Here is a 20,964-nt window from a genome sequence, read left to right as displayed (position 1 = left end):
CATGATCGCGCCTGTTCGTTCTGCCTTGGAATCGTCCGTGCCCTTCAGTCGGCTCGCCTCCCTGCTGCGCCCCGCGCCGGATTCGGCCGTGGCCGAGAACCTGCGGCGCGGCAGATCGCCGTGGGTCGATGCGATCCACCTGCTGTGGACGCTGTGGGTGTTCCTGACGCCGCTGTTCGGCGGTGGCTACACGTGGCGATGGGCGGCGCTGACCCTGCTGACCTACCCGGTGTTCCTGGTCCTGTACGCCGGTGTGCTGCTCGCACCGCGTTGCCACGCGCCGCGCTATGCGCTGTCGATGGTGGTACTGGGGCTGGTGCCGCTGGCGTGGTACCCCTCGGCGGTGAGCTACTTCATTTTCGGCTGTGTCACCCTGCGCGTCTCGCGCCGCAGTGGCTATGGGCGCTATCTGCTGCAGCTGGTGGGCTTGAACGCGTTGTTCGTGGTGGTGGGTTTGTTGGCCCACTATCCATGGCAGGCGCTGATCTGGATCCCGAGCATGGCGATGATCATCAGCCTGGTGGTCAATTTCGAAACCGCGAGCCATGAACAGGATGCAGCGCTGCAGCTGTCCCAGGACGAAGTGCGTCGGCTGGCGGCAACGGCCGAACGTGAGCGCATTGGCCGCGATCTGCACGATCTGCTGGGGCATACGCTGTCCTTGATCACCTTGAAGCTGGAGCTCTCGCGCAAGCTGGCCGACCGCGATCCAGCCGGCTCGCGCCGCGAAGTGGACGAGGCTGAAACGATCGCGCGGCAGGCGCTGGCCGAAGTGCGCAGTGCAGTCACCGGTATCCGCGCCAGCGATCTGGCGGCCGAACTCGCCTCGGCGCGGTTGCTGCTGGAGTACCAGCATGTGCATCTGCACTACGCGCCACCGCCGCCGATGCCGGTCGATACGGAGCGTGCGCTGTCGCTGGTGCTGCGCGAGGCGGTGACCAATGTCGCCCGTCATGCACAGGCGCGGCAGGCGTGGATCACCTTCGAGCAGGACGGGCGCAGTCTGTTGATGCAGATCCGTGATGACGGGCGCGGCGGTGCCCACGTCGATGGCAACGGCCTGACCGGGATGCGCGAACGCGTCGCTGCACTGCGTGGCACCCTGGCGGTGCAGTCCGCAAAAGGGGAGGGCACCTGCGTGACGGTGCGGGTCACCTTGCCGGCCGCGACCACCGCCGTGGTGGCGCCGGTGGAGGTGCCGACAGCGCCGTCGCTGCCTGCCGGGGGTGCATCATGATCCGCATCGTGCTCGCCGAAGACCAGGCGATGGTGCGCGGCGCCTTGTCCGCGCTGCTCGGGCTGGAGCCGGACATCGAGGTGCTGGGCAGCGCCGCCGATGGCGAAGCCGCGTGGCGGATGCTGCAGCAGCTGCAGCCGGACATCCTGGTCACCGATATCGAAATGCCCGGTCTGTCCGGGCTGGAACTGGCGCAGCGGATCGCCCGCCAGGGCCTGCCGATCAAGGTCGTGATCGTCACCACCTTCGCGCGCTCCGGCTTCCTGCGCCGCGCGCTGGATGCCGGCGTCTGCGGCTATCTGCTCAAGGATGCCCCGGCCGAACGCCTGGCCGATGCACTGCGCCAGGTGCAGCACGGCGGCCGCGCGATCGATCCGCAGCTGGCGCTGGATGCCTGGTCGCAGGCCGATCCGCTCAACGACCGCGAGCGCCAGGTGCTGCGCCTGTCCGGCGACGGCCGCTCGGCCAGCGAGATCGCCACCCAGCTCGGGCTCTCGCACGGCACGGTGCGCAACTACCTGTCCGAATGCATCGGCAAGCTCGGCGTGGCCAACCGCATCGAAGCGTATCGGCTGGCGCGGCAGAAAGGCTGGCTGTAGTGCCGGCCGCTGGCCGGCTCTGCACCCTCTCTGTCGAGAACAACGGGAGCCGGCCAGCGGCCGGCACTACCGGGGTGCCAGCGATGCATGCGATCCGATACCACCGACCAACGGTCGGTGGCTACCGGGGATCGGTGTCGGTGGGGGAGGTGCGGCCCGGCCCCTTCGCCATCGCCTGGAACACGCCATCGCGGCGCACCCACAGGTGGAACAGCGCGGCTGACAGATGCATCACCACCGTGGCGAAAAGCACATAGGCGAGCAGGCTGTGCGCATTGCGCAGCGCCGCGTACAGCGCCGGGTTGTGCGGCAGGATCGCGGGCAGGTGCACGCCGCCGCCCATCACGATCGGGTAGCCGCCGGCAGAGAGCATGCCCCAGCCGACCAGCGGCATGGCCAGCATCAGCCCGTACAGCACCCAGTGCGAGGCATGCGCCGCCGCGGCCTGCCAGGCGGGCAGGTCGGCCGGCAGCGGCGGCGGGCGATGCCGCAGGCGGTTGTACAGGCGCACCAGCACCAGCAGCAGGATGGCGATGCCGAGTGGCCGATGCAGGTCGATCAGCATCGGCCGCCAGTGCAGTGATGCGACCATGGTCACGCCGACGAACAGCATGGTCAGGATCATCGCCGCCATCAGCCAGTGCAGGATGCGCGCGAGGAGATTGAAATGGCCGGCATCACGGTTCATCGCGCACCTTCCTTGCCCGTGGCGGCGGGCGCTTTGCCGCTGGCGATTTCGCGCTCGCGGCGATTGAACGATTGCGAATACACCGCCGAGCGTGCGGCCAGGATCGGATCATCCGTGCCGGCCACGCCGCTGGGCAGGATCAGCGGATCGTAGTTGAGGTCGCGGCAGGCACCGGTGGCCTGCGGCTGCATGCTGCTCAGGGTCAGCGTGCCGGCCTTCACCTGGCGGCGGTCTTCCGGCCACACCTGCGAGGGGTCATTGATCGGGTCGCCGTCGTTGGCGATCGTCACCCACATGTCCCAGCGCACCGGGCCCTGTGCCAGCCGCTGCGCGAACTCCTCACTGAGGAAATCATCGTCGGACTGCGCGCGCTGTTCCGGCGTCATGTCCTCGAAGGGCGCCTGTGGGCGCATGCTCCAGCGCACGAAGTGGTGGCTGCCATCGGCGGCGGTGAAACGAAAACTGTTGACGCCGTTGTAGGGGGTGTTGGCCCAGCTGTTCGACCACGGGGCGGTCTTGGCCCACTGCTGGAAGGCACGCGCGGAGGGGTACTTCTCCAGCACGGCGGCCATCTTTGCCGGGTCCGGTTTACCGGTGGCCGGGTCCGGCGTGCCGGCGCGGGTCTGTTCCAGGAAGGCCTCGGCGGTGGGCACCGCGAAGAACGGGAAGCTGTTCATCGCCATGCGCCATTCCTGCCCATCGTCGCTGACCAGCTGCAGCGCCATGCTGCGCACGCGGGCCTTGTTGTCGGCGCCATGCGGGTCGCCGCCGCCGATCGACAGGCGGCCCAACACCGGTACCTGGCGCTGCCGGAACACGCGGGCCGAACTCAGCGCCGCGCCTTCCGGCGTGCCCTGGAACACACCGCTGACGCAGACCCCCTTGGTATGCGCGCGGCGGAAGCCGGGCTGCGGGGGGCCGGTCGCCTCGATGGCATCGGTGAAGGTCTGCGCGGTGACGCGGTCGCGGCCGATCCAGCCGGCCAGCCAGGCGAAGGCCAGCACCAGGCCACCCGCGATCAGGGCGATCAGCGCGATCCACAGCAGCGGTGATTGAGGGCGTGGAGCGCCCGGTTCGCGACCAGCGCGGGTATAGCCGAAGAGCGACATGTCCGGATTCCTGCCTTCACGATGTGTGTGGGTGGGCGACAGGAGCATGGTGTCAGAACCCGGCGCAGGCCGATATTCACATTTTCGCCAACTCTGCAGAAACGACGATCCCCGCCGGAGCGGGGATCGTGGGAACAGCGCGTTCCGGGTACTACCCGGTGCAGCCTCAGGCGTACCGCGTCTTCAGCATCGCCCACGCCGAACGCAGCGCCAGCGCTTCGCCACCGGCCGGACGGCCCGGGCGTTCGCCGTCGTTCCAGGCGTAGACATCCAGATGCGCCCAGGTCTGGCCTTCGGCGATGAACCGCTCCAGGTACAGCGCGGCGGTGACCGAGCCGGCCATGCGCGAACCGGCGTTGGCCAGATCCGCGATGTTGCTGTGCAGGTAGCGCAGGTACGGGCGCCACAGCGGCATGCGCCAGACCGGATCGCGCACCGATTCACCGGCCTGCAGCCACTGCTGGGCCAGGGTGTCGTCGTTGCTGAACAGTGCCGGCAGGTCCGGGCCCAGCGCGATGCGGGCCGCGCCGGTCAGGGTGGCGAAATCGAGCACGATCTCCGGCTGCTGCTCGCTGGCGTAGGTCAGCGCATCGGCGAGGATCACGCGCCCTTCTGCATCGGTGTTGTCGATCTCGATGCTCAGGCCCTTGCGGGTGGCGATTACTTCGCCCGGGCGGAACGCATCCGGACCGATCGCGTTTTCCACCGCCGGGATCAGCAGGGTCAGCTGCACCGGCAACTGCTGGGCCATGATCAGGCCGGCCAGGCCCAGTGCGTGCGCGGCGCCGCCCATGTCCTTTTTCATGTTGCGCATGCCGTCACCCGGCTTGATGTCCAGCCCGCCGGTGTCAAAGCACACGCCCTTGCCGACCAGCGCCACGTGCGGCTGGCCTGCGTTGCCCCAGCGCAGCACGATCAGGCGGGGCGCGCGATGCGAGGCGCGGCCCACGGCGTGGATGGACGGGAAGTTCTGCTCCAGCAGCGCATCGCCGGTGATCACGTCGATCTGCGCACCATGCGCGGTGGCCAGTTCGCGCGCGGCATCTTCCAGCTGCTGCGGACCCATGTCCTCGGTCGGGGTGTTGACCCAGTCGCGCACGCGCAGGCTGGCGATGATCACATCGCGCACTTCGGCCGAAGGCGTGGCAGCCAGCTGGGCCGGCGCGCGGTTGGGCGTTCGGTAGCGCGCGAAGCGGTAGCTGCCCAGGCCCCAGCCGATCTGCAGCAGGGTCTCGATCTCCGGCGCCAGTGCATCCGCCAGTGTCCAGACGGTGCCTTCCGGCAGCGCGAACGGCGCGTGCGCGTAGCTGTAGACATCCCCCGGGTCGCCAACACCGACGATCGCGCCGGCCAGGCCGTGCTCGCCCGGCAGCAGCACCACGCTGCCACCGCTGCCGTTGAAGCGCTGCGCGTCCAGCCACGCGCCGAGCGCGTCGGATTGCTGCGCACGCCAGCCGGCGTACTGCTCGCGGGTCATCACATGCAGCGGCAGCGCATGCGAGGTGTCGGACGTGAAACCGTTGATCTGGGACATGGGACTCGAGTGCTCCTTGGGCGGCGGCTTACGCGTGCTGGGCGGATGCGTTCGCATCCAGCCAGTCGGCCAGCCCGGTCAGGGTGTCGAACTGCAGATCGGGCTGCAGTGAAGGGTGGGTCCAGGGGTGTTCTTCGCGGTTGATCCAGCAGCCGCGCAGGCCGGCCTGCATCGCACCGACCACGTCCATCTCGGCGTGGTCGCCGACGTGCAGCACGTGGGCAGGGGCCACCGCGAGGCGCTCGCAGGCCGCATGGAAGATGCTCGCTGCGGGCTTGGCCGCGCCGTGCTCGCGCGAGCCGAGCTGGAAGGTGAAATGGTGGGACACGCCGATGCGCTGCAGGTCGGCATTGCCGTTGCTGAGGGCGGCGACCGGTACGCGTGCGGCGATCCGGGCCAGCGCGTCCATCGCATCCGGATAGAACTCGACCTGGTTGCGCGCGGCGTAGAACGCCTCGTAGGCCGGTTCCAGCAGGGCCGGATCGGCGCCGCTTTTCTCCAGCGCCTCGCTCAGCGTCAACCGGCGCAGCGCGCTGAGGTCGTAGTGCAGGTGCGGGTTGTCATGGAAGGAGCGCTCGCGCAGTTCGCGCATCGCCGCCACCGGGTACATCGCGGCGGTGGCGGGGCTGTGCTGGAGCATCCACTCGTACAACACCTGGTCGATGCGGGCGCCGATGGGGGCGAACGGCCACAAGGTGTCGTCGAGGTCGAGGGTGATGGCTTGGACGGGGAAATTCACCCCGCCATTCTACGCCTGCGCGCGCGGGCTTTCATGGCGAGCGCAGGCGCCGAGGTGAGGTGCTTCAGCGCAGGTCGTAGGAGCAGGCGATGGAGGCCTGGCCCTCGTCCTGCCGCACGCTCAGGTCGTGGCGGCCCACTTCCAGGGTGTAGTCGCCGGCTTCGTTGCGCGGAATCTTCGCCAGCGCTGCGATCTGTTCGATACCGGCTGTGCTGAAGTAGGCGGTATAGCTGTCGATGCTGTCCTCGCCGTTGGCACCGTCGTACAGGTGCAGGCGGTTCACTGGCTGGCCCAGCACGAGCAGCGGCGTGGTCAGCGCATACTCGCCATCGGACAGTTCGCCGTACGCCTGCAGCTCGGTCGGCTTGAGCACCTTCGCCAGCGCGGCGAACTGCGCAGGCGTCAGGTGGCGCTTGCAGGTGACCGCCTCGACCAGCTGGCGGCTGGCCACCTCGGGGCTGGGTGGGGGAGCGGCCAACGTCGGGGCAGCGAGGGTGACAAGGCCGGCGAGGGCCAGGCAACGGGTAGCGAGGGAAGACATCAGGGCCGGGATCCATCCGAAAAGGTGCCGGTATTCTGGCACCACCGGGGATCGCGCAGCCAGCCGTACCCTTGGCCTTGACGGCTTATTCCAGCAGCTTGGCCCAGCCCTGGGTGCCATCCAGCCGCGCCAGCACCAGCTTGATGCAGACCAGCAACGGCACCGCCAGCAGCAGGCCGACCATGCCCCACAGCCAGCCGAACACCATCAGCGCCAGGATCAGGATCAGCGGCGAGATCGCCATCTGCCGGCCCAGTACGATCGGGGTCACCACCTGGCCTTCGATGGTGTGCAGCGCGAGGTAGCAGGCCGCGGGCAGCAGTGCTTTGAAGGGATCGCTGAACTCCACGAACCCCATCAGCAGCATCAGGGCCACGCCGATCAGCGGGCCGACGTAGGGCGCGAAGTTCAGCAGGGCCGCCACGGTGCCCCATAGCAGCGCCTCCTGCAGCGAAATGCCGAGCAGCAGCAGGATGCCGGAGAACACCAGGCCGACCAGCGTGTTGATCACGGTGATGGTCAGGACGTATCGGGAAACCTCGCGCTCGATCGAGCGCAGGATGTCCGTGGTGAAACGTTGCTGCTGGCGGCTGGGGAACAGCGCGATGGCATGCTTCTGCAGGTTCTGCCCGTAGATCATGAAGAACAGGGTCAACAGCACCACCGCCAGCACCGAGGCGGCCAGGCGTGGCGCGCGGGTCAGCACCTTGTAGGGATCATCGAGCTGGGTGCGCACGATCTGCACGCGGCGGCTGCCTTCGCCACCGGCGACGCGCGCGAAGTTCTCGGCGGCCTGGTTGGCCTGCTGCACCGGCTTGGTCAGGTTCTGCACCTGGCGGGCGACCTTGCGCAGCTGCTGCGGTGCTTCCTGGGCCCATTCCATCGCCGGGCCGACCAGCTGCACGCCGAGCGCGGCGGCACCACTCAGGCCGACGCCGAGCACCAGCACCGCGCCGAGAAACCGGGGAATCCAGATCTTCTGCAGCATCCGCAGGATCGGGTTGCCGACCAGTGCGAAGAACATGGCCAGCAGGATCGGCAGCACCACGTCCTGTGCCGCCCACAGGGTAAAGGCTACCGCCAGGGTGGCCAGGATCACCAGCGACATCGGCGCGCGCGGGCGCGGCGCAGGCGGTGCGACGACGGCTTCGGCAGAAGGGGGAACCGGGACGCTCATTCGGATCGCACACGGGAAAGGAGCGCCATTATTGGGCAAGCCGGGTGCGCATGGCGTGTGGGGTACGTGCAGACGAAGAAAGGCCCCGCGGCGGGTGCCGCAGGGCCTTCGGATGTTGCTGCCGACCGCACTGCGATCAGCGTTCGGACAGGTCCGTGGCCGCTTCGGCCGGTTGCGGCTGATGGGGCGAGGCCGGTTCGGCACGCCGTTCCGGGTTGAGCCGTGGCGTTGCCGGGGCCGCAGGCCTCGGAGCCGGAGCCGCCTGACGCGGCGCCTCATCGGTGGCCTCATCCACCTTGTCAGCAGCCTGCTCGGCGGTATCGGCCGCTTCGCTGGCCTGCATCGAGGCGAACGCGGCCTGGGTACTGGCCACCAGATTGGAGACCGAGCCGATCATCTGCAGCCACCGCGCGCCCTGCACCTTCGCGCCCAGGCCGGTGGGCTCCAGCTTGCCGGCCAGGAAACCGCCGGCCAGACCCACGGTGATGATGCGCAGCGGCGTCCATCCGGTCCGCCAGACGGTGCTGAGGGTGGACCAGCTGCTGCGGGTCTTCTCGACCCGCACCGCCACCACCAGCTCGGCGCGCTGGACGCGTTGCCGCAAGGCTTCGAAGTTCATCGCTTCACCCCCGTGGTATCGACGTCGGCATCGGGATCTTCCTCGCTGGGCTCGTCATACAGCCCCAACCGCGACAGCTGGCGGCGGGTGGCATGCATGCCGGTATGGCGGAAGAAGAACGACACCCGCCACATCGCGTAGCCGGTCACCAGCAGGCTGACGATCGAGGTGATCAACAGCGAATGGAACCAGGACAGGCCCCAGCGCTGCATCAGGGCGATCAGCGTGCCGGCCAGCAACAACCAGGCCGACGCGCCGAACACGATCGCCACGCCCGCCCAGGCCAATGCCCGGCCAAATGCGCTGCGCGCCAGTGCGAAGTCGGCCGAAGCCAACCGTCGCAGGGAGCGCAGGGTGTGCTTGGCCGAATCGACGGTCTCACGGCCGGCCTCACCGACCTGGCGGATGCTCTCGTCCAGGCGCGGTGCTTTTTCACCGCTGTCCGGTGGCGGGATATCCGCGCCACCGGCAGCGCTCGACTGGGCTTGATCGCTCACGCCGCTGCTTACTTGTCGCCGCCGCTGCGGGCCAGCTTGGCGATGATCCAGCCGGCTGCGAAGGCCACGCCGAACGACGCCAGCGGACGCTCACGGATCAGTTCAGCGGCGCTGTCGACAAGGTCCTTGCCCTTGTCCATCAGTGCATCAACCTGTTCCTTGGCGGCGGCACCGCCGAACTCGGCCGCGGCCAGGCCGGAGAGCGCGGTATCGGACAGTTCGGCCTTGACGTTGGCCTTGCCGATGCGCAGCTCATCACCGGCAGCGCCGGTGGCGCCCTTGATCGCACCGCCGGCAGCGGTGGCCGCCGACTTCAGGTGCGAGCCGGCTTCGCCCAGGTGTTCCTTCAGATTCTCGGTATTGGTGGGGCTCATCGTGTATCTCCTGCTATGCGATGGGGAAGGTGACCGCGGACGATCCGACGGCAACGAACACAAGGTAATAGCATCGGCCGGGTGTAAGCGACGTTACGGCTGACGCCGCGTTCAGCGCATCACCAGCTGGCCGCCGCCATTGCCACGGATGATCCTGAGGACCAGCTGTGCCGGGCGCTGCTGGAAGTTGGCGCGCCAGCTGGCGAGGTCGGCAAACTCACCTGCCGTTGCCGCGGTGATCACATCACCCTGCGCCAGCCCGGAGGCTGCCGCGCGGCTGCCGCGTTTGACGTCACTGACCAATACCCCGCTGACACCGGCCTGGCGCAGCGATTCGGGCAGGTCGACGAAGGTGGCCCCGCCCAGGCGCGGATCGAGCGACTCGCCGGTGACCGCGCGTGCCTGTTCCTTCAGCGTGGCCTTGATCTGCAGCGGCTTGCCCTCGCGGCGCACGTCCAGGGTCAGCGTACTGCCGACCGGCTGCAGGCCTTCCACGTTGTGCAGCGCCTGCGCGCTGTCCACGCGCTGGCCGTTGGCCGACACCACCACGTCGCCCGGCTTGAGCCCGGCGGCCGCGGCACTGGACCCGGCCAGCACGCGGGTCACCAGCGCGCCCCGCGTCTCGGTCAGGCCCAGGCCCTGCGCGATCTGCTGGGTCAGGTTCTGCGCCTCGATGCCGAGCGTGCCACGCACCACCACGCCGTGTTTGACCAGCTGGTCGACCACATCGCGCGCCAGGTTGGAAGGGATCGCCAGGCCCAGGCCGATGTTGCCGGCCATGCTGCCCTGCGGATTGAAGCTGGCGGTATTGATGCCGACCAGCTGACCCTGCAGATTGACCAGCGCACCGCCGGAATTGCCCGGGTTGATCGAGGCATCGGTCTGGATGAAGTTCTGGTAGCCCAGCCCGCGGATGCCGCTGCGTCCCACCGCCGAGACGATGCCGGAGGTGACCGTCTGGCTGAAACCGAACGGATTGCCGATCGCCACCACGAAGTCGCCCACGCGCAGCTGGGCGCTGTCGCCGAGCTTGATCTCGGTCAGGTTGCCGGTCGGAATGCGGATCAACGCGACATCGGTATCGGCATCGGAGCCGATGAATTCAGCCTTCACCGTCCGCCCGTCGGCCAGGGTCACCTGCACGTCGTCGGCGTTGTCGATCACATGGTGGTTGGTCAACACCAGCCCTTCGGCGGCATCGATGATGACGCCAGAGCCCAGCGATTCGTTGATGCGTTCCTGCGGAACTTCGGGGAACAGGCGGCGGAAGAACGGGTCGTTGAAGTAGGGGTTGCGCACGCGCACCACCTGCTTGGTGTTGACGCTGACCACGGCCGGCATCACCCGTTCCAGCATCGGTGCCAGCGACGGCACCGCCTGGCCGGCAACCGCTGCGGGCAGCGCCGCTGTGGTCGGGATGGTGTATGCGGCCGGCGCCGCCTCGGCACGGTTGTCCAGGTGCGCGTTGATGGCCGTGGCGGTGAACCCGCCGAAGGCAGCGGCGAGGGCGAGCGTGAGCAGGGTCGGGAGCGGTCGCATGGTCCGGCGGTTCCGTGTCGGAGGGGACGGGGCAGGGAAAACACGTATACGGTAATTCAACCTGAATGAGTGTGTCCGCAATCGGCTAAACCCGGGATGAAATTCGCCGCGTCGTCGGCCATCCGGTGACGCAGCCTGGGCACGGATGGCGGTGCCGAAATCGGCCGGTGGCGAGGTGCCAAGCAGGGCGGTGCAGTGCGCTCGGCGACGTCCAAAGCAACGCTGGTCGTGCGCCTGCAGGGCGCATCCGCGTCATCGAAACCAGCGCAAATGCCGGGTACGAGGGCAGGGAATGGATCAAGTGCGACGATCAATCATGGGCGCATTGAATGCAGCCGACATGCGCATCGAGACACATCGCGTGCGCCACGCGCTGGAGCGCCGATGCTGTTTTCAAGGGGTTTCGTGCAAGAGGTTGGTGCGTTGCTTGCTGCCGACGATGGGGGTGCTACTGTCGGCTTGGCACGAGCATCGCATCAAGACCGTTCCACGATGGACCGCGCCGGTATAGCATCGCCAGCGATTTGACTAACCAGGCCCCTCAGGAGGCACTCAATGAGCAACGGTAATGGTGTGACCACGGTTCTCTCGCAGACCGTCGAAGATGCAAAAGAAACCGCCACCAACGTCGGCGAGACCATCGCACACGTTGCGGAGGATGCAGTGGCTTCGGTGAAGAAGACCGCCAAGCGCGCACGCAAGGCTGCCACCACCCAGGTCGCCAAGGTCAAAAAGGCCGTGACCAAGGTCGAGAAGACCGTCGCCAAGAAGGCTGACAAGGCGGCCAAGTCGGTCGGCAAGACCCTGGCCACCGCCAAGCAGAAGCTGGAAGCGGCCAAGAAGAACGCCAAGGCTGAAGCCACCGCCATCAAGAAGCAGGTCGCCAAGAAGAAGGCCGCCGCTGAAAAGGCCGTGACCAAGACCACCAAGGCTGCCGGCAAGAAGGCCACGACCGCCAAGAAGGCCGTGACCAAGAAGGCCGCCGCTGCCAAGAAGACCGTGACCAAGAAGGTCGCCACCGCCAAGAAGGCTGTCGCCAAGAAGACCGCGACTGCCAAGAAGGCCGTGACCAAGAAGACCGCTGCCGCCAAGAAGACCGTCGGCAAGAAGGTCGCCGCTGCCAAGACCGCTGTTGCCAGGAAGTCGGCGACCGCCAAGAAGGCCGTGACCAAGAAGACCGCAGCGGTCAAGAAGGTGGCTGGCAAGAAGACCGCCGTCGCCAAGAAGACCGTCGGCAAGAAGGTCGCCACGGCCAAGAAGGCCGTTGCCAAGAAGTCGGCGACCGCCAAGAAGACCGTGACCAGGAAGACCGCGACCGCCAAGAAGGTGGCCGGCAAGAAGACCGCCGTCGCCCGCAAGTCGGTTGGCAAGAAGGTCGCCACCGCGAAGAAGGCCGTGACCAAGAAGACCGCGGCCGCCAAGAAGACCGTCGGCAAGAAGGTCGCTACCGCCAAGAAGGCTGTGGCCAAGAAGGCCCCGGCCCGCAAGGCTGCGCCCGCCAAGCGTGCCGCCGCCAAGCCGGTTGCCCGCAAGGCACCGGCCAAGCGCGCCCGCAAGTAAGGCGTTGCAACGTGCTGCTCCTGCCTGAGGGCGGGAGCGGCATGGTGGGGTGGGCCTGTGTCCGCCCGCGGTCATTTGCCCGTTCCCGGTCATTTCGGCATCCCCGGTCGAGCGCATCGCGTCACTGTGCGATCAGGCTCCCGGACCCTGCCATCACCATCACCTCCCTGCGTCCCTTGCTAACCTGATCGGCAGACGTTCACGGGAAGACGCAATGCGCGGACTCGATTTCAGCTCCTGGCAGGCCATGCTCTCGACCCTGGTCGGCCTGGCGGTCATCACCCTGATCGGTGTCGGCATCCGGCTGCTGGTCATGCAGACCATGCAGCAGCGCCGCGAGCGTGAGAATCGCCAGATCAACGAGCGTCTGCGCACGCTGATCGCGGCTTACAAAGTCCTCGGCGGATCGTTCACCGGCACGCTCGATGTCGATCCACGCCATCGCCGCGATTTCCGCGCGCTGCCCGAGGGGAGCGAAGAAGGCGATGCGCTGCATCTGCCGGCGGAGGCCGAGAGCGGTGGCGAGCGTGCGCGTCGGATCCGTGATGCAGTGGAAGCGGCCCTGTCGGACATCGTGCTGCTGGGCACGGATGAGCAGGTGCGCCTGGCTGCGCACGCCGCCAACGAGATGGCCCAGGGCCGCGTCGTTCCTACGGCCGACCTGGTGGTGTCGCTGCGCGACTTCATCCGTCAGGCACTGGACCTGGATCCGATTCCAACCACGGTTGCCATCCCGCGCCAGGGCCCGGCACGGCCTTCGGCCGGTGCGAAGGGCAAGGGCGATGCGGGTGACAAGGGGGGCGGTAAAGGCGGCGGTGGCGGTGGTATGGGAGGAATGGGCGGAATGGGCGGTGGTGCCATGGGGGGCGGGCCGGACGATACCGATACCCACCGCTGAGCGGCCCGCATCACCTCATGGCAAAGCCGCCGCCCCGATCCGGTACGGTGGCGGCGTCGCACCCATCAGATGGGTGACGAAGTAATCCCACATCCGGCGCATGTAGTAATCATCGTTGCGGAACAGTTCGTGGTCCTGGTTGGGCAGGTACAGCAGATCGTAGTCCTTGTTGGCCAGCGTGAGGGCGCGCGCCAGCTGCAGGGTCAGGGCCGGCATCGCGTTCTCGTCCAGGTCGCCGTAGACCAGCATCAGCCGGCCCTGCAGGCGGTCGGCCAGGGCATCGTTGGCCAGCGGCTGGAACAGCGCGGGCACCGCATCCGGTTGTGGGCGCATCGCGGTACCGTCGGCATAGACCGGCTGGCCGCCGACCAGGCGGTCCATGCCGTGGATCGCGCCACCGTACATGCCCTGGAAGCTGTGGCTGCCGGCCGAAGCCACCCCGACCTTGTAGAACGCCGGATGGCGCAGCAGGGCACGCGCCGCGCTGTAGCCGCCGAAGGAATGCCCGTAGATGCCGACCCGTGTCAGGTCCATGCCCCGATAGCGTTTGGCCAGGTCCCCGATCGCTGCGACGTGATCATCCAGCTGCAGATCGGCTGCGGTCAGGAAGCTGGCATCGTGGAAGGCCCTGGAGCGTCCGGGCGTGCCGCGCGCATCGATGCTCACCACCACGAAGCCGAGCTGGGCCAGGCTGGCGCGCGCGACCGGATTCATCGTCGCGGTGGCCTCGACGAAACCGACCGGCGCATTGGTGATGTGCGGTCCGCCGTACATCGCATCGATGACCGGATGACGTCCGTCCTCGCGGTAGCCGGGCGGCAGATAGACCGTGGCCTGCAGTTCGGTGTGGCCATCGGCGGCGAGGACGCTCACCCGTTGCGGGGGCGTCCAGCCGGCGGCCTGCACCGCGTGGGCGTCGGCGCGTTCCAGTTCCAGTAAGGCACGGCCATCGCTGGTGGCGCGCAGCACGCTGACCGGCACCTGGTCCACCCGCGAGTAACTGTCGACCACGTAAGCCGCGGAGGGCGACAGCAGGTGGGAGGGCCGCCCGCCCATGAGCACGCCGGTTCCGCCATCGATCGCATGATCGGCTGCCTCCGGGGTGAGCAGGACCGGGGCGCCACCGTCCAGCGACACGCGGTACAGGCGCCGCTGATAGGGATCGCCCGGCTCGCGCCCGCCGGCGGTGAACAGCACCTGGCGACGCACCTCATCGACGCCGACCACATCGCGCACCAGCCATGCGCCCTTGGTCAGCTGACGCACGACACGTCCATCGCGGCGATCGACCAGGTACAGATGGCCCCAGCCATCGCGCTGCGAGAACCAGACGATGCCATCGTCGTGCTGCAGGACGTGCACCGCCGGCCGGTTGTAGGGATAGCTGTTGAGCTGCACGCGGGTATCGCTGCGCTCTTCCCGCACGGTACGCACGCTGCCGGTGCGGACATCCACCTCGACCAGGCGCAGCCGTGCGGGGGGGTCATAGCGCACGATCGCCGTATAGACCTTGCCGGCATCGGCCGACCAGCCCAGCACGCCGGCTTCGGTCAACGTGTGCCAGCCCTCGGGAACGGCGATGCTGCGTGTGCCGCCCTCCACCTCGGTGACGAACCAGGTATCGCGGACCTGCTCGGCGTCGCCCAGCAGGCCCAGGCGCACTTCATGCACGACCGGGCGGAACCCGGTGGTCGGCGCGGTCGCCAGGTAGGGATAGGGCAGGACCTGACGTTCGTCGTAGCGCACGCCGAACAGGCGCTGGCTGTCCGGCGACCAGGTGACCGCGAACGGCGGCATCTGCATCCGGCCTTCCCGCCGCGGAATTCCGCGCAATGCAAAATCGGGCAGTACCCCATAGCCGTACGAGGGCTCGCCATCCACGGTGAGCGCCCGTCGTTCACCGTCGGTACCGCGCCGCAGCCAGAGGTTGTCCTGCTCGACCCGCACGCTGTGCCGACCGTCCGGCGCAGGCAGGTCGCGCGGGTCGGCGACCGGTAACGCGTGCATCTCGCACGGCATCGGCAGCGTGCACATCACCACCCGCTGTGGGTCCACGCGCAGCGTGATCCGCACTCCATCGCCGCTAAGGGCGACGCGGTCCACCTGCTGCATCACCGCGCCTGGATCGGCGACCCCGGCAACCTGCAGTGCCGCCTGCATGACGGCCTGGTCAAACAGCGCCGTGCGCGTGGAGGCCGCCGGATCGACCAGCAGGTAGCGGGTGCGGCCATCGTGCTCCTGGCGCGCATACCAGAAGCGGCCGTCCTCCAGCCAGCGCGGCGCGACGGTGGCATTGCGGACCTTGCCGCGCAGCCGCTGGTCGAGCACACGTTCGGCGCGCTGGTACTGCATCAGGCCCGGCGCGTCGGCGTGGGCCGACGGGCTGGCGGTCGCGGTGACCGCCAGCCCCAGGAAGAGCAGGCAGTGAAACATTCCCGAACGTGCTGCGGCCATGCGTCTCGCTCCCTGATGACGGTCGCCTGGCAGGCAGCATCGTCATCATGGCGCGTGCTCCCTGTCAGCCTGGAGCACCGAGCATGCCGGTGCCCCAGCGCGCACTCAAGCGGCGCTGCCGCAACGGCCGTGCCCCTCCTGGCCCCCGCTCACTGCTTCAGTTCCACCACCGGCACGAAGCCGCCGTAGATCATCCGCTTGCCGTCGAACGGCATCGGATTGTTCTCCGGGTTCATCCGTGGATCCTCCATCATCTTCTGCATGCCGGCATCGCGCGTGGCCTTGTCCGGCCATTCGATCCAGGAGAACAACACGGCCTCATCGTCCTTGGCCGCCACCGCACGATGGAAGTCGGTCTGCTTGCCATGCGGGACATCGTCGCCCCAGCACTCCACCACGCGCAGCGCGCCATGCTCGATGCAGATCGCATCGCCCATGTGGGCGTGTTCCAGGAATTTCGCTTTGTTCGCGTTCGGCACGGCAAGTACAAAACCATCGATATAGGCCATGGCAGTGCTCCAGATGACGCGCCGGGATGGGCGCCTTCATGACATACGACGAACCGGGGGACGGAACCTCGACACTGCGCGCGGTGGCCTTTGCGGCCGGTGAATGTGTCCAGACAGGACACGAGGTGAACAGATTCAGCATTCAATCGGACATTTTCGGCCGCCTTCGGGACAAAGGTCAGAAAACTCTGAGTCATTGTGCGGAACATCCTGATAGGCGCGCTGACGTATTCAGCACATGATGGGGTTGCCGGGCAGGACGCCCCACGGCGCCCTGCGGTCCAACGCCCCACGGCACGGACCTCGGTGCATCCAGGAGGATGGACGCGTTAGCCGATAACTCCCCAAGAGCGGCTTCCCCAGCGCGTGACGCCCCGAAAGGGCACCGTCGTGACCAGAATCCTTTCCGGCTTGCCCGCCGCGACTCCCTGCCTGATGGCTCCGCGTGATCATCCCGCCAGGCCGCACTCACGCCGTCATCGCCTGAAAAAAGCCACGCGCGTATGCCAGAGCGCGTCTGAACGCCGCCCCAAAATTCACTTTTGTGGACGCGGTCAACTTCAGGGCGGGTTGTGTCGAATAACGGAGAATTTACATTCCCGATGCAGTCCGGCCTCCATGCCGGGTGCAAGTAGTCCAAGACATAAAGGTGTACCCCCATGAAGACTTCGTTGATTGCTCTGGCCCTGGCCGCCGCCCTCCCGTTCACCGCTTCGGCGGCTGAAGGCCTGTCCTACAACTACGCTGAAGCCGACTACGTCAAGACCGACGCAGATGGCGGCAAGGCCGATGGTTGGGGCGTGAAGGGTTCCTATGCCTTCCTGCCGAACTTCCACGCCTTCGGTGAGTACAACCAGCAGAAGACCGACATCGGCAACTTCAAGGTTGACCAGTGGCGCGTCGGCGTCGGCTACAACCAGGAAATCGGCAACAGCACCGACTTCGTGGGCCGCGTTGCCTACAACAAGTTCGACCCGAAGGAAGGCCTGGACTTCAACGGCTACAGCGCTGAAGCCGGTATCCGTACCGCGTTCGGCCAGCACGCCGAAGTCTATGCCATGGCCGGCTACGAGGATTACAGCAAGAAGCACGGCGTCAATCCGGATGGCCAGTTCTACGGCCGCCTGGGTGGCCAGGTGAAGTTGAACCAGAACTGGGGCATCAACGGCGACATCAAGATGGATCGCCACGGTGACAAGGAATGGTCGGTCGGCCCGCGCTTCAGCTGGTAATTCCAGCGTGACCGCATCGCCACGTGCCTGATCGGCGTGGCAGGAAAGGCCCGGCATCGCCGGGCCTTTTTCGTGGGCGCTATCCAGGCACGGGGCCCGAGGGATAATGAGTCACTTCCATGGAGATGCCCGATGTCCCCAACCACCGATCTGCAGCAGCCTCGCCTCGGCTGTGGTGCCGTCATCCAGCGCGCCGACGGCGCGATCCTGCTGGTCCAGCGCGGGCGTCCGCCTGAGCAGGGGCATTGGGGGTTGCCGGGGGGCAAGGTCGATTGGATGGAAACCGTCGAACACGCGGTGATCCGTGAGGTGGAGGAAGAAACCGCACTTCAGGTGACGGTGGAGCGTCTGTTGTGCGTGGTCGATCATTTCGAGCCGGCGCTTGGCCAGCACTGGGTCGCCCCGGTGTATCTGGTGCGGGCGCAGGACACCACGATCGCGTCCGTGCAGGAGCCCGAGGCTCTGCTCGGGCTGGGGTGGTTCACCGCGGATGCACTGCCCGCGCCGCTGACGCTCTCTACGCGCAAGGCCCTGGAACACCTCTCGATCGCGCACTGAGTCCTCGCGCGCAGGGCGCTCAGCGTCGTGCCGCCGCCCCATCGCCGCGCGCCACGGCCTCCACTTCAGCCAGGCTGGTGACAGCGCAGTCGCCCGGCGTGGACATCGCCAGCGCGCCATGCGCGGCGCCCAGCTCCACCGCTGCCTGCTCGCCCTTGCCGCTGAGCAGGGCATGCACCACGCCGGCCACGAAGGCGTCGCCACCGCCGACACGGTCGAGCAGGTCTACTTCGCGTGCGGCGGAGACATACAGTTGCGACCGGGTGCGCAGCGCACCGGCCCAGCCGTGGCGGGCGGCGTTGGCGGCGTCGCGCAGCGTGAACGCCACCGCCTGCAGCGCCGGGAACTGCGTCATCGCGCGCACGGCGGCCGCCTCGGCCGGACCGACATCCATCGGTGTGTGGCGGCGACCGAGATCGCTCAGGTCCATGCCCAGGCATGCGGCGAACGAATACTCATCGCCGATCAACAGGTCGCACTCGGCCGCGATGGCGCAGTTGGCGTGACGCGCGGCATCCGGGTCGGGATGGCTGTTCCAGAGGCTGGCGCGGTAGTTGAGATCGTAGGAGACCGCCACGCCGTGCCGGCGCGCGGCCCGCACCGCGGTGATCGCGGTCTGCGCGCTGTGCTCGGACAGCGCGGCGAAGATCCCCCCGGTGTGCAGCCAGCGCACGCCGTGCTGCCCGAACAGCGCATCCCAGTCGAACGCCGCCGGCTGCAGCTGCGAGGCCGCCGAGTACGCGCGATCGGACATACCCAGCGGCGCACGCACCCCAAAGCCGCGCTCGGTGAAGTTCAGGCCCATCCGGGTGTTGCGGCCGATGCCATCGTAGTCGCGCCACACAATCTGGCTGGCATCCACCCCGCCGGCCTGGATCAGCTGCTGGGCGAGCAGGCCGAGCTCGTTGCGCGGCAGGGCGGTGAGCACCCCGGTGCGATGGGCGAAGGTGCTGCACAGGCCGCGGGCGACGTTGTACTCGCCGCCGCCTTCCCACACGGTGAACTGGCGCGCGCTGCGGATCCGGCCTTCGCCGGGATCGAAGCGCAGCATCACCTCGCCCAGCGCCAGTGCGTCCCAGCGCTGGCCGTTCTCGGCCGCAACCTGGAAGGTCTGGGCACTCATCGCGCCCGGCACCCGAGCAGCGCCAGATCGATGCCCGCGGCCATCCGCCGGTAGCCTTCATCGTTGGGATGCAGGTGGTCGCGGGTGATGTCCTCGGGCAGGTTCTCCGGGTGGGACGGATCGCGCAGGATCTGGTCGAAGTCGATCAGGCCATCGAAGCCGCTGCGCCCGCCGCGCATCCAGGTGTTGAGCGTGGTGCGGGTGGCGGCGGCGATCGGCTCGTACCGGTCCGAACCACCGAAGGGGGTGATCGTGGCAGCGATCGGGCGGATGCCGTTGCTGTGCAGGCGTTCGGCGATCTGCCGGTAGCCCAGCACCATGTCCTCGGCGTTGCGGCCGGCCACGGGCGGGGTCCCACCGTCGTGGCGGATGTCGTTGATGCCTTCGAACAGGATCACGCGGTCCACGTTCGGCAGCGCGATCACATCGCGGTCCAGCCGCGCCAGCGCGCTGTGGCTGCGGCCGTGATCCATCACCTTGTTGCCGCTGATGCCGGCGTTGACCACCACCACCTGGTCCGGGCACGCCTGCTGCAGACGGGCGGACAGCAGTGCGGGCCAGTCGCCGTTGCTGCCGCGGGTGGCAGTGGCGCCTTCGGTGATCGAGTCGCCCAGGGCGACCACCACCACCGGCTTGCTGGCGCGTTCGGCGAGCACGGCGGAGACCACATTCTGGCGGTAGGCGAGCTTGACCGCGTCGCCCACAGTAGCTGCGCGGCCATCGGCGATGCGCAGCGCGGTACGCCGCACGGCCGGCCGTGTGGCATCGGGGAAATACACGGTGAGCGAGACGTCGGCCAGCGCCGGCGCGGTGATCGCGACCGGGTCGCTGAGCAGCGCAGCGCCAACCGGCACCACGATCTCGCCACGCCCATTGAAGGTGACCGGCCTGGCCGCCGTGGCGGTGCCGGTGAGGTGGGCCGAGGCCCCGCCGATATGCAGCGGGGCCTGGCCGAGTTCATTGCTGATGCGGAAGCGCAGGGCGCGGGCCGAGCTGCCCAGGCGCATGTCCTGGCGCACGGTCTGGTTCGCGAACTGCACCGGGGCCTCGGGGGTGCCATCAAGACGGTCCGGCGCCGGCGAGGCGGTCCAGGCCGGCACCCAGACCTGGGCCTGGGCGGGCAGCGCCGCGGCGCTGGTGGCAAGTGCAAGAGAGAATGCAGTGATCCAGCGCAGCATGGCGGCCCTCCCAGGCGGTCAGCGGGTCAATCAGGAGAAGTAGGTGCCGCCATTGACGTCGACGTTGGCACCGGTGATGAAACCGGCTGCATCCGAGGCCAGGTACACCGCGGTATCGGCGGCTTCCTGCGGTCGGCCCTGGCGGCGCAGCGGCGTATTGCCGGCCACCGCGGTGCGCACTTCCGGCTTGGTGAATTCATCATGGAAGCGGGTGGCGATCATGCCGCAGCACAGCGCATTGACGCGGATGCCGCGCGGGCCCAGTTCCTTGGCCATGGCGCGGGTGAAGGTCATCACTGCAGCCTTGGCCGTGGCGTAGATCGCCGCGCCCGGTCCACCGCCATCGCGCCCGGCCTGCGAGGCGAAGTTCACGATCGCGCCGCCTTCGGGCATGTGCGGCACCACCGCATGCGTGGTCAGGTAGACCGAGCTCATGTTGAGGTCCATCACCTTGTGGAAGAACGCCTCGTCGATCTCGGCCAGCGGACGGCGCTGGACCATGCCACCGGCGACGTTCACCAGCACATCGATCTGCGGGCCGAACGCAGCCTGGGTCGCAGCGACCATCGCGGCCACGGCCTTGGCATCGGTGACATCGGCGCGATGCACGATCGCGGTGCCGCCGGCGGCTTCAACCTGTTTGAGGGTCTCCTGCGCGCTGGCCTCATCGTTGGCGTAGTTGATGCAGACCTTGGCACCGGCCGAGGCAAGCTTGAGCGAGATCTCGCGGCCGATGTCACGGCCGCCACCGGTGACGATGGCCACCTTGTCCTTGAATTGGGTCATGAAACACTCCTGT

The 20,964-nt window shown here is 67.9% G+C and carries 21 protein-coding genes; 6 read left to right on the top strand and 15 right to left on the bottom strand.

What is annotated here, in order from left to right; translation table 11 throughout:
• Window position 1: 1 nt before the first annotated feature.
• Both ABE483_RS02935 and ABE483_RS02930 read left to right on the top strand, forming a co-directional pair.
• On the top strand, window positions 2-1,237 hold the full coding sequence (locus ABE483_RS02935; RefSeq protein ID WP_346481081.1) for a sensor histidine kinase: 1,236 nt from the start codon (window positions 2-4) through the stop codon (window positions 1,235-1,237).
• Window positions 1,234-1,836: a response regulator transcription factor gene (locus ABE483_RS02930; protein WP_123731154.1), complete on the top strand. Its 603-nt coding sequence runs from the start codon at window positions 1,234-1,236 to the stop codon at window positions 1,834-1,836. The genes ABE483_RS02935 and ABE483_RS02930 overlap by 4 nt, the downstream gene beginning before the upstream one ends.
• Window positions 1,837-1,957: 121 nt before the next feature.
• On the opposite strand, the gene ABE483_RS02925 is transcribed toward ABE483_RS02930, so the two are convergent.
• The 10 genes from ABE483_RS02925 to ABE483_RS02880 all read right to left on the bottom strand — a co-directional run bounded on the left by ABE483_RS02925 (window position 1,958) and on the right by ABE483_RS02880 (window position 10,653).
• On the bottom strand, window positions 1,958-2,524 hold the full coding sequence (locus ABE483_RS02925) for a cytochrome b/b6 domain-containing protein (protein WP_313208840.1): 567 nt from the start codon (window positions 2,522-2,524) through the stop codon (window positions 1,958-1,960).
• Window positions 2,521-3,633 carry a catalase family peroxidase gene (locus ABE483_RS02920; protein ID WP_313208839.1) on the bottom strand — a complete coding sequence of 371 codons (1,113 nt, stop codon included), beginning with the start codon at window positions 3,631-3,633 and terminating at the stop codon, window positions 2,521-2,523. The genes ABE483_RS02925 and ABE483_RS02920 overlap by 4 nt, the downstream gene beginning before the upstream one ends.
• Window positions 3,634-3,799: 166 nt before the next feature.
• Entirely contained in the window at window positions 3,800-5,167 is a 1,368-nt protein-coding gene (locus ABE483_RS02915) for a leucyl aminopeptidase family protein (protein ID WP_313208838.1), read from the bottom strand.
• Window positions 5,168-5,195: 28 nt separating this feature from the next.
• Window positions 5,196-5,906, bottom strand: coding sequence for an HAD family hydrolase (locus tag ABE483_RS02910; protein ID WP_102788871.1), 711 nt, complete (start codon window positions 5,904-5,906; stop codon window positions 5,196-5,198).
• A gap of 64 nt (window positions 5,907-5,970) precedes the next feature.
• On the bottom strand, window positions 5,971-6,447 hold the full coding sequence (locus ABE483_RS02905) for a hypothetical protein (RefSeq protein ID WP_346481080.1): 477 nt from the start codon (window positions 6,445-6,447) through the stop codon (window positions 5,971-5,973).
• A gap of 85 nt (window positions 6,448-6,532) precedes the next feature.
• Window positions 6,533-7,624, bottom strand: a complete 1,092-nt coding sequence (locus tag ABE483_RS02900; protein WP_313208836.1) for an AI-2E family transporter — start codon at window positions 7,622-7,624, stop codon at window positions 6,533-6,535.
• 136 nt (window positions 7,625-7,760) lie between these two features.
• Window positions 7,761-8,243: a protein sip-5 gene (locus ABE483_RS02895; RefSeq protein ID WP_313208835.1), complete on the bottom strand. Its 483-nt coding sequence runs from the start codon at window positions 8,241-8,243 to the stop codon at window positions 7,761-7,763.
• Window positions 8,240-8,740 (bottom strand): phage holin family protein, encoded by a 501-nt coding sequence (locus tag ABE483_RS02890; protein ID WP_313208834.1) that lies wholly within the window; start codon window positions 8,738-8,740, stop codon window positions 8,240-8,242. The genes ABE483_RS02895 and ABE483_RS02890 overlap by 4 nt, the downstream gene beginning before the upstream one ends.
• 8 nt (window positions 8,741-8,748) lie before the next feature.
• Window positions 8,749-9,114, bottom strand: coding sequence for a hypothetical protein (locus ABE483_RS02885; protein ID WP_019185548.1), 366 nt, complete (start codon window positions 9,112-9,114; stop codon window positions 8,749-8,751).
• A 111-nt stretch (window positions 9,115-9,225) separates the two neighbouring features.
• Window positions 9,226-10,653, bottom strand: a complete 1,428-nt coding sequence (locus ABE483_RS02880) for a Do family serine endopeptidase (RefSeq protein ID WP_313219918.1) — start codon at window positions 10,651-10,653, stop codon at window positions 9,226-9,228.
• A gap of 555 nt (window positions 10,654-11,208) precedes the next feature.
• Here ABE483_RS02880 and ABE483_RS02875 point away from each other — a divergent pair.
• Both ABE483_RS02875 and ABE483_RS02870 read left to right on the top strand, forming a co-directional pair.
• Window positions 11,209-12,213, top strand: coding sequence for a histone (locus tag ABE483_RS02875; protein WP_346481079.1), 1,005 nt, complete (start codon window positions 11,209-11,211; stop codon window positions 12,211-12,213).
• A 214-nt stretch (window positions 12,214-12,427) separates the two neighbouring features.
• Complete coding sequence (locus ABE483_RS02870; protein ID WP_313219924.1) at window positions 12,428-13,111, top strand: hypothetical protein; 684 nt, start codon at window positions 12,428-12,430, stop codon at window positions 13,109-13,111.
• 15 nt (window positions 13,112-13,126) lie between these two features.
• Here the strand turns inward: ABE483_RS02870 and ABE483_RS02865 are convergent, their stop codons facing one another.
• Window positions 13,127-15,565, bottom strand: a complete 2,439-nt coding sequence (locus ABE483_RS02865; RefSeq protein ID WP_346481078.1) for a DPP IV N-terminal domain-containing protein — start codon at window positions 15,563-15,565, stop codon at window positions 13,127-13,129.
• A 149-nt stretch (window positions 15,566-15,714) separates the two neighbouring features.
• Window positions 15,715-16,074: a DUF1428 domain-containing protein gene (locus tag ABE483_RS02860; protein WP_313208823.1), complete on the bottom strand. Its 360-nt coding sequence runs from the start codon at window positions 16,072-16,074 to the stop codon at window positions 15,715-15,717.
• Between the two features lie 659 nt (window positions 16,075-16,733).
• On the opposite strand from ABE483_RS02860, the gene ABE483_RS02855 reads away from it, so the two are divergent.
• Complete coding sequence (locus ABE483_RS02855) at window positions 16,734-17,306, top strand: Ax21 family protein (RefSeq protein WP_121044142.1); 573 nt, start codon at window positions 16,734-16,736, stop codon at window positions 17,304-17,306.
• Window positions 17,307-17,438: 132 nt separating this feature from the next.
• Window positions 17,439-17,864 (top strand): NUDIX domain-containing protein, encoded by a 426-nt coding sequence (locus tag ABE483_RS02850; RefSeq protein WP_346481077.1) that lies wholly within the window; start codon window positions 17,439-17,441, stop codon window positions 17,862-17,864.
• 19 nt (window positions 17,865-17,883) lie between these two features.
• Here the strand turns inward: ABE483_RS02850 and ABE483_RS02845 are convergent, their stop codons facing one another.
• Genes ABE483_RS02845 through ABE483_RS02835 form a run of 3 tightly spaced genes read right to left on the bottom strand, consistent with a single transcriptional unit; the run spans window position 17,884 to window position 20,951 of the window.
• Window positions 17,884-18,987 carry a sugar kinase gene (locus ABE483_RS02845; RefSeq protein WP_346466210.1) on the bottom strand — a complete coding sequence of 368 codons (1,104 nt, stop codon included), beginning with the start codon at window positions 18,985-18,987 and terminating at the stop codon, window positions 17,884-17,886.
• On the bottom strand, window positions 18,984-20,165 hold the full coding sequence (locus tag ABE483_RS02840) for a GDSL-type esterase/lipase family protein (protein WP_346481076.1): 1,182 nt from the start codon (window positions 20,163-20,165) through the stop codon (window positions 18,984-18,986). Before ABE483_RS02840 ends, ABE483_RS02845 begins: the two co-directional genes overlap by 4 nt.
• A 30-nt stretch (window positions 20,166-20,195) precedes the next feature.
• Window positions 20,196-20,951, bottom strand: coding sequence for a glucose 1-dehydrogenase (locus ABE483_RS02835; protein ID WP_346464174.1), 756 nt, complete (start codon window positions 20,949-20,951; stop codon window positions 20,196-20,198).
• Between the last annotated feature and the right edge of the window lie 13 nt (window positions 20,952-20,964).

Source organism: Stenotrophomonas sp. TWI602, from assembly GCF_039674045.1.
Classification (GTDB): Bacteria; Pseudomonadota; Gammaproteobacteria; order Xanthomonadales; family Xanthomonadaceae; genus Stenotrophomonas.
The sequence above is the reverse complement of the archived record's forward strand: the minus strand, read 5'-3'. Positions and strand labels throughout refer to the sequence as shown.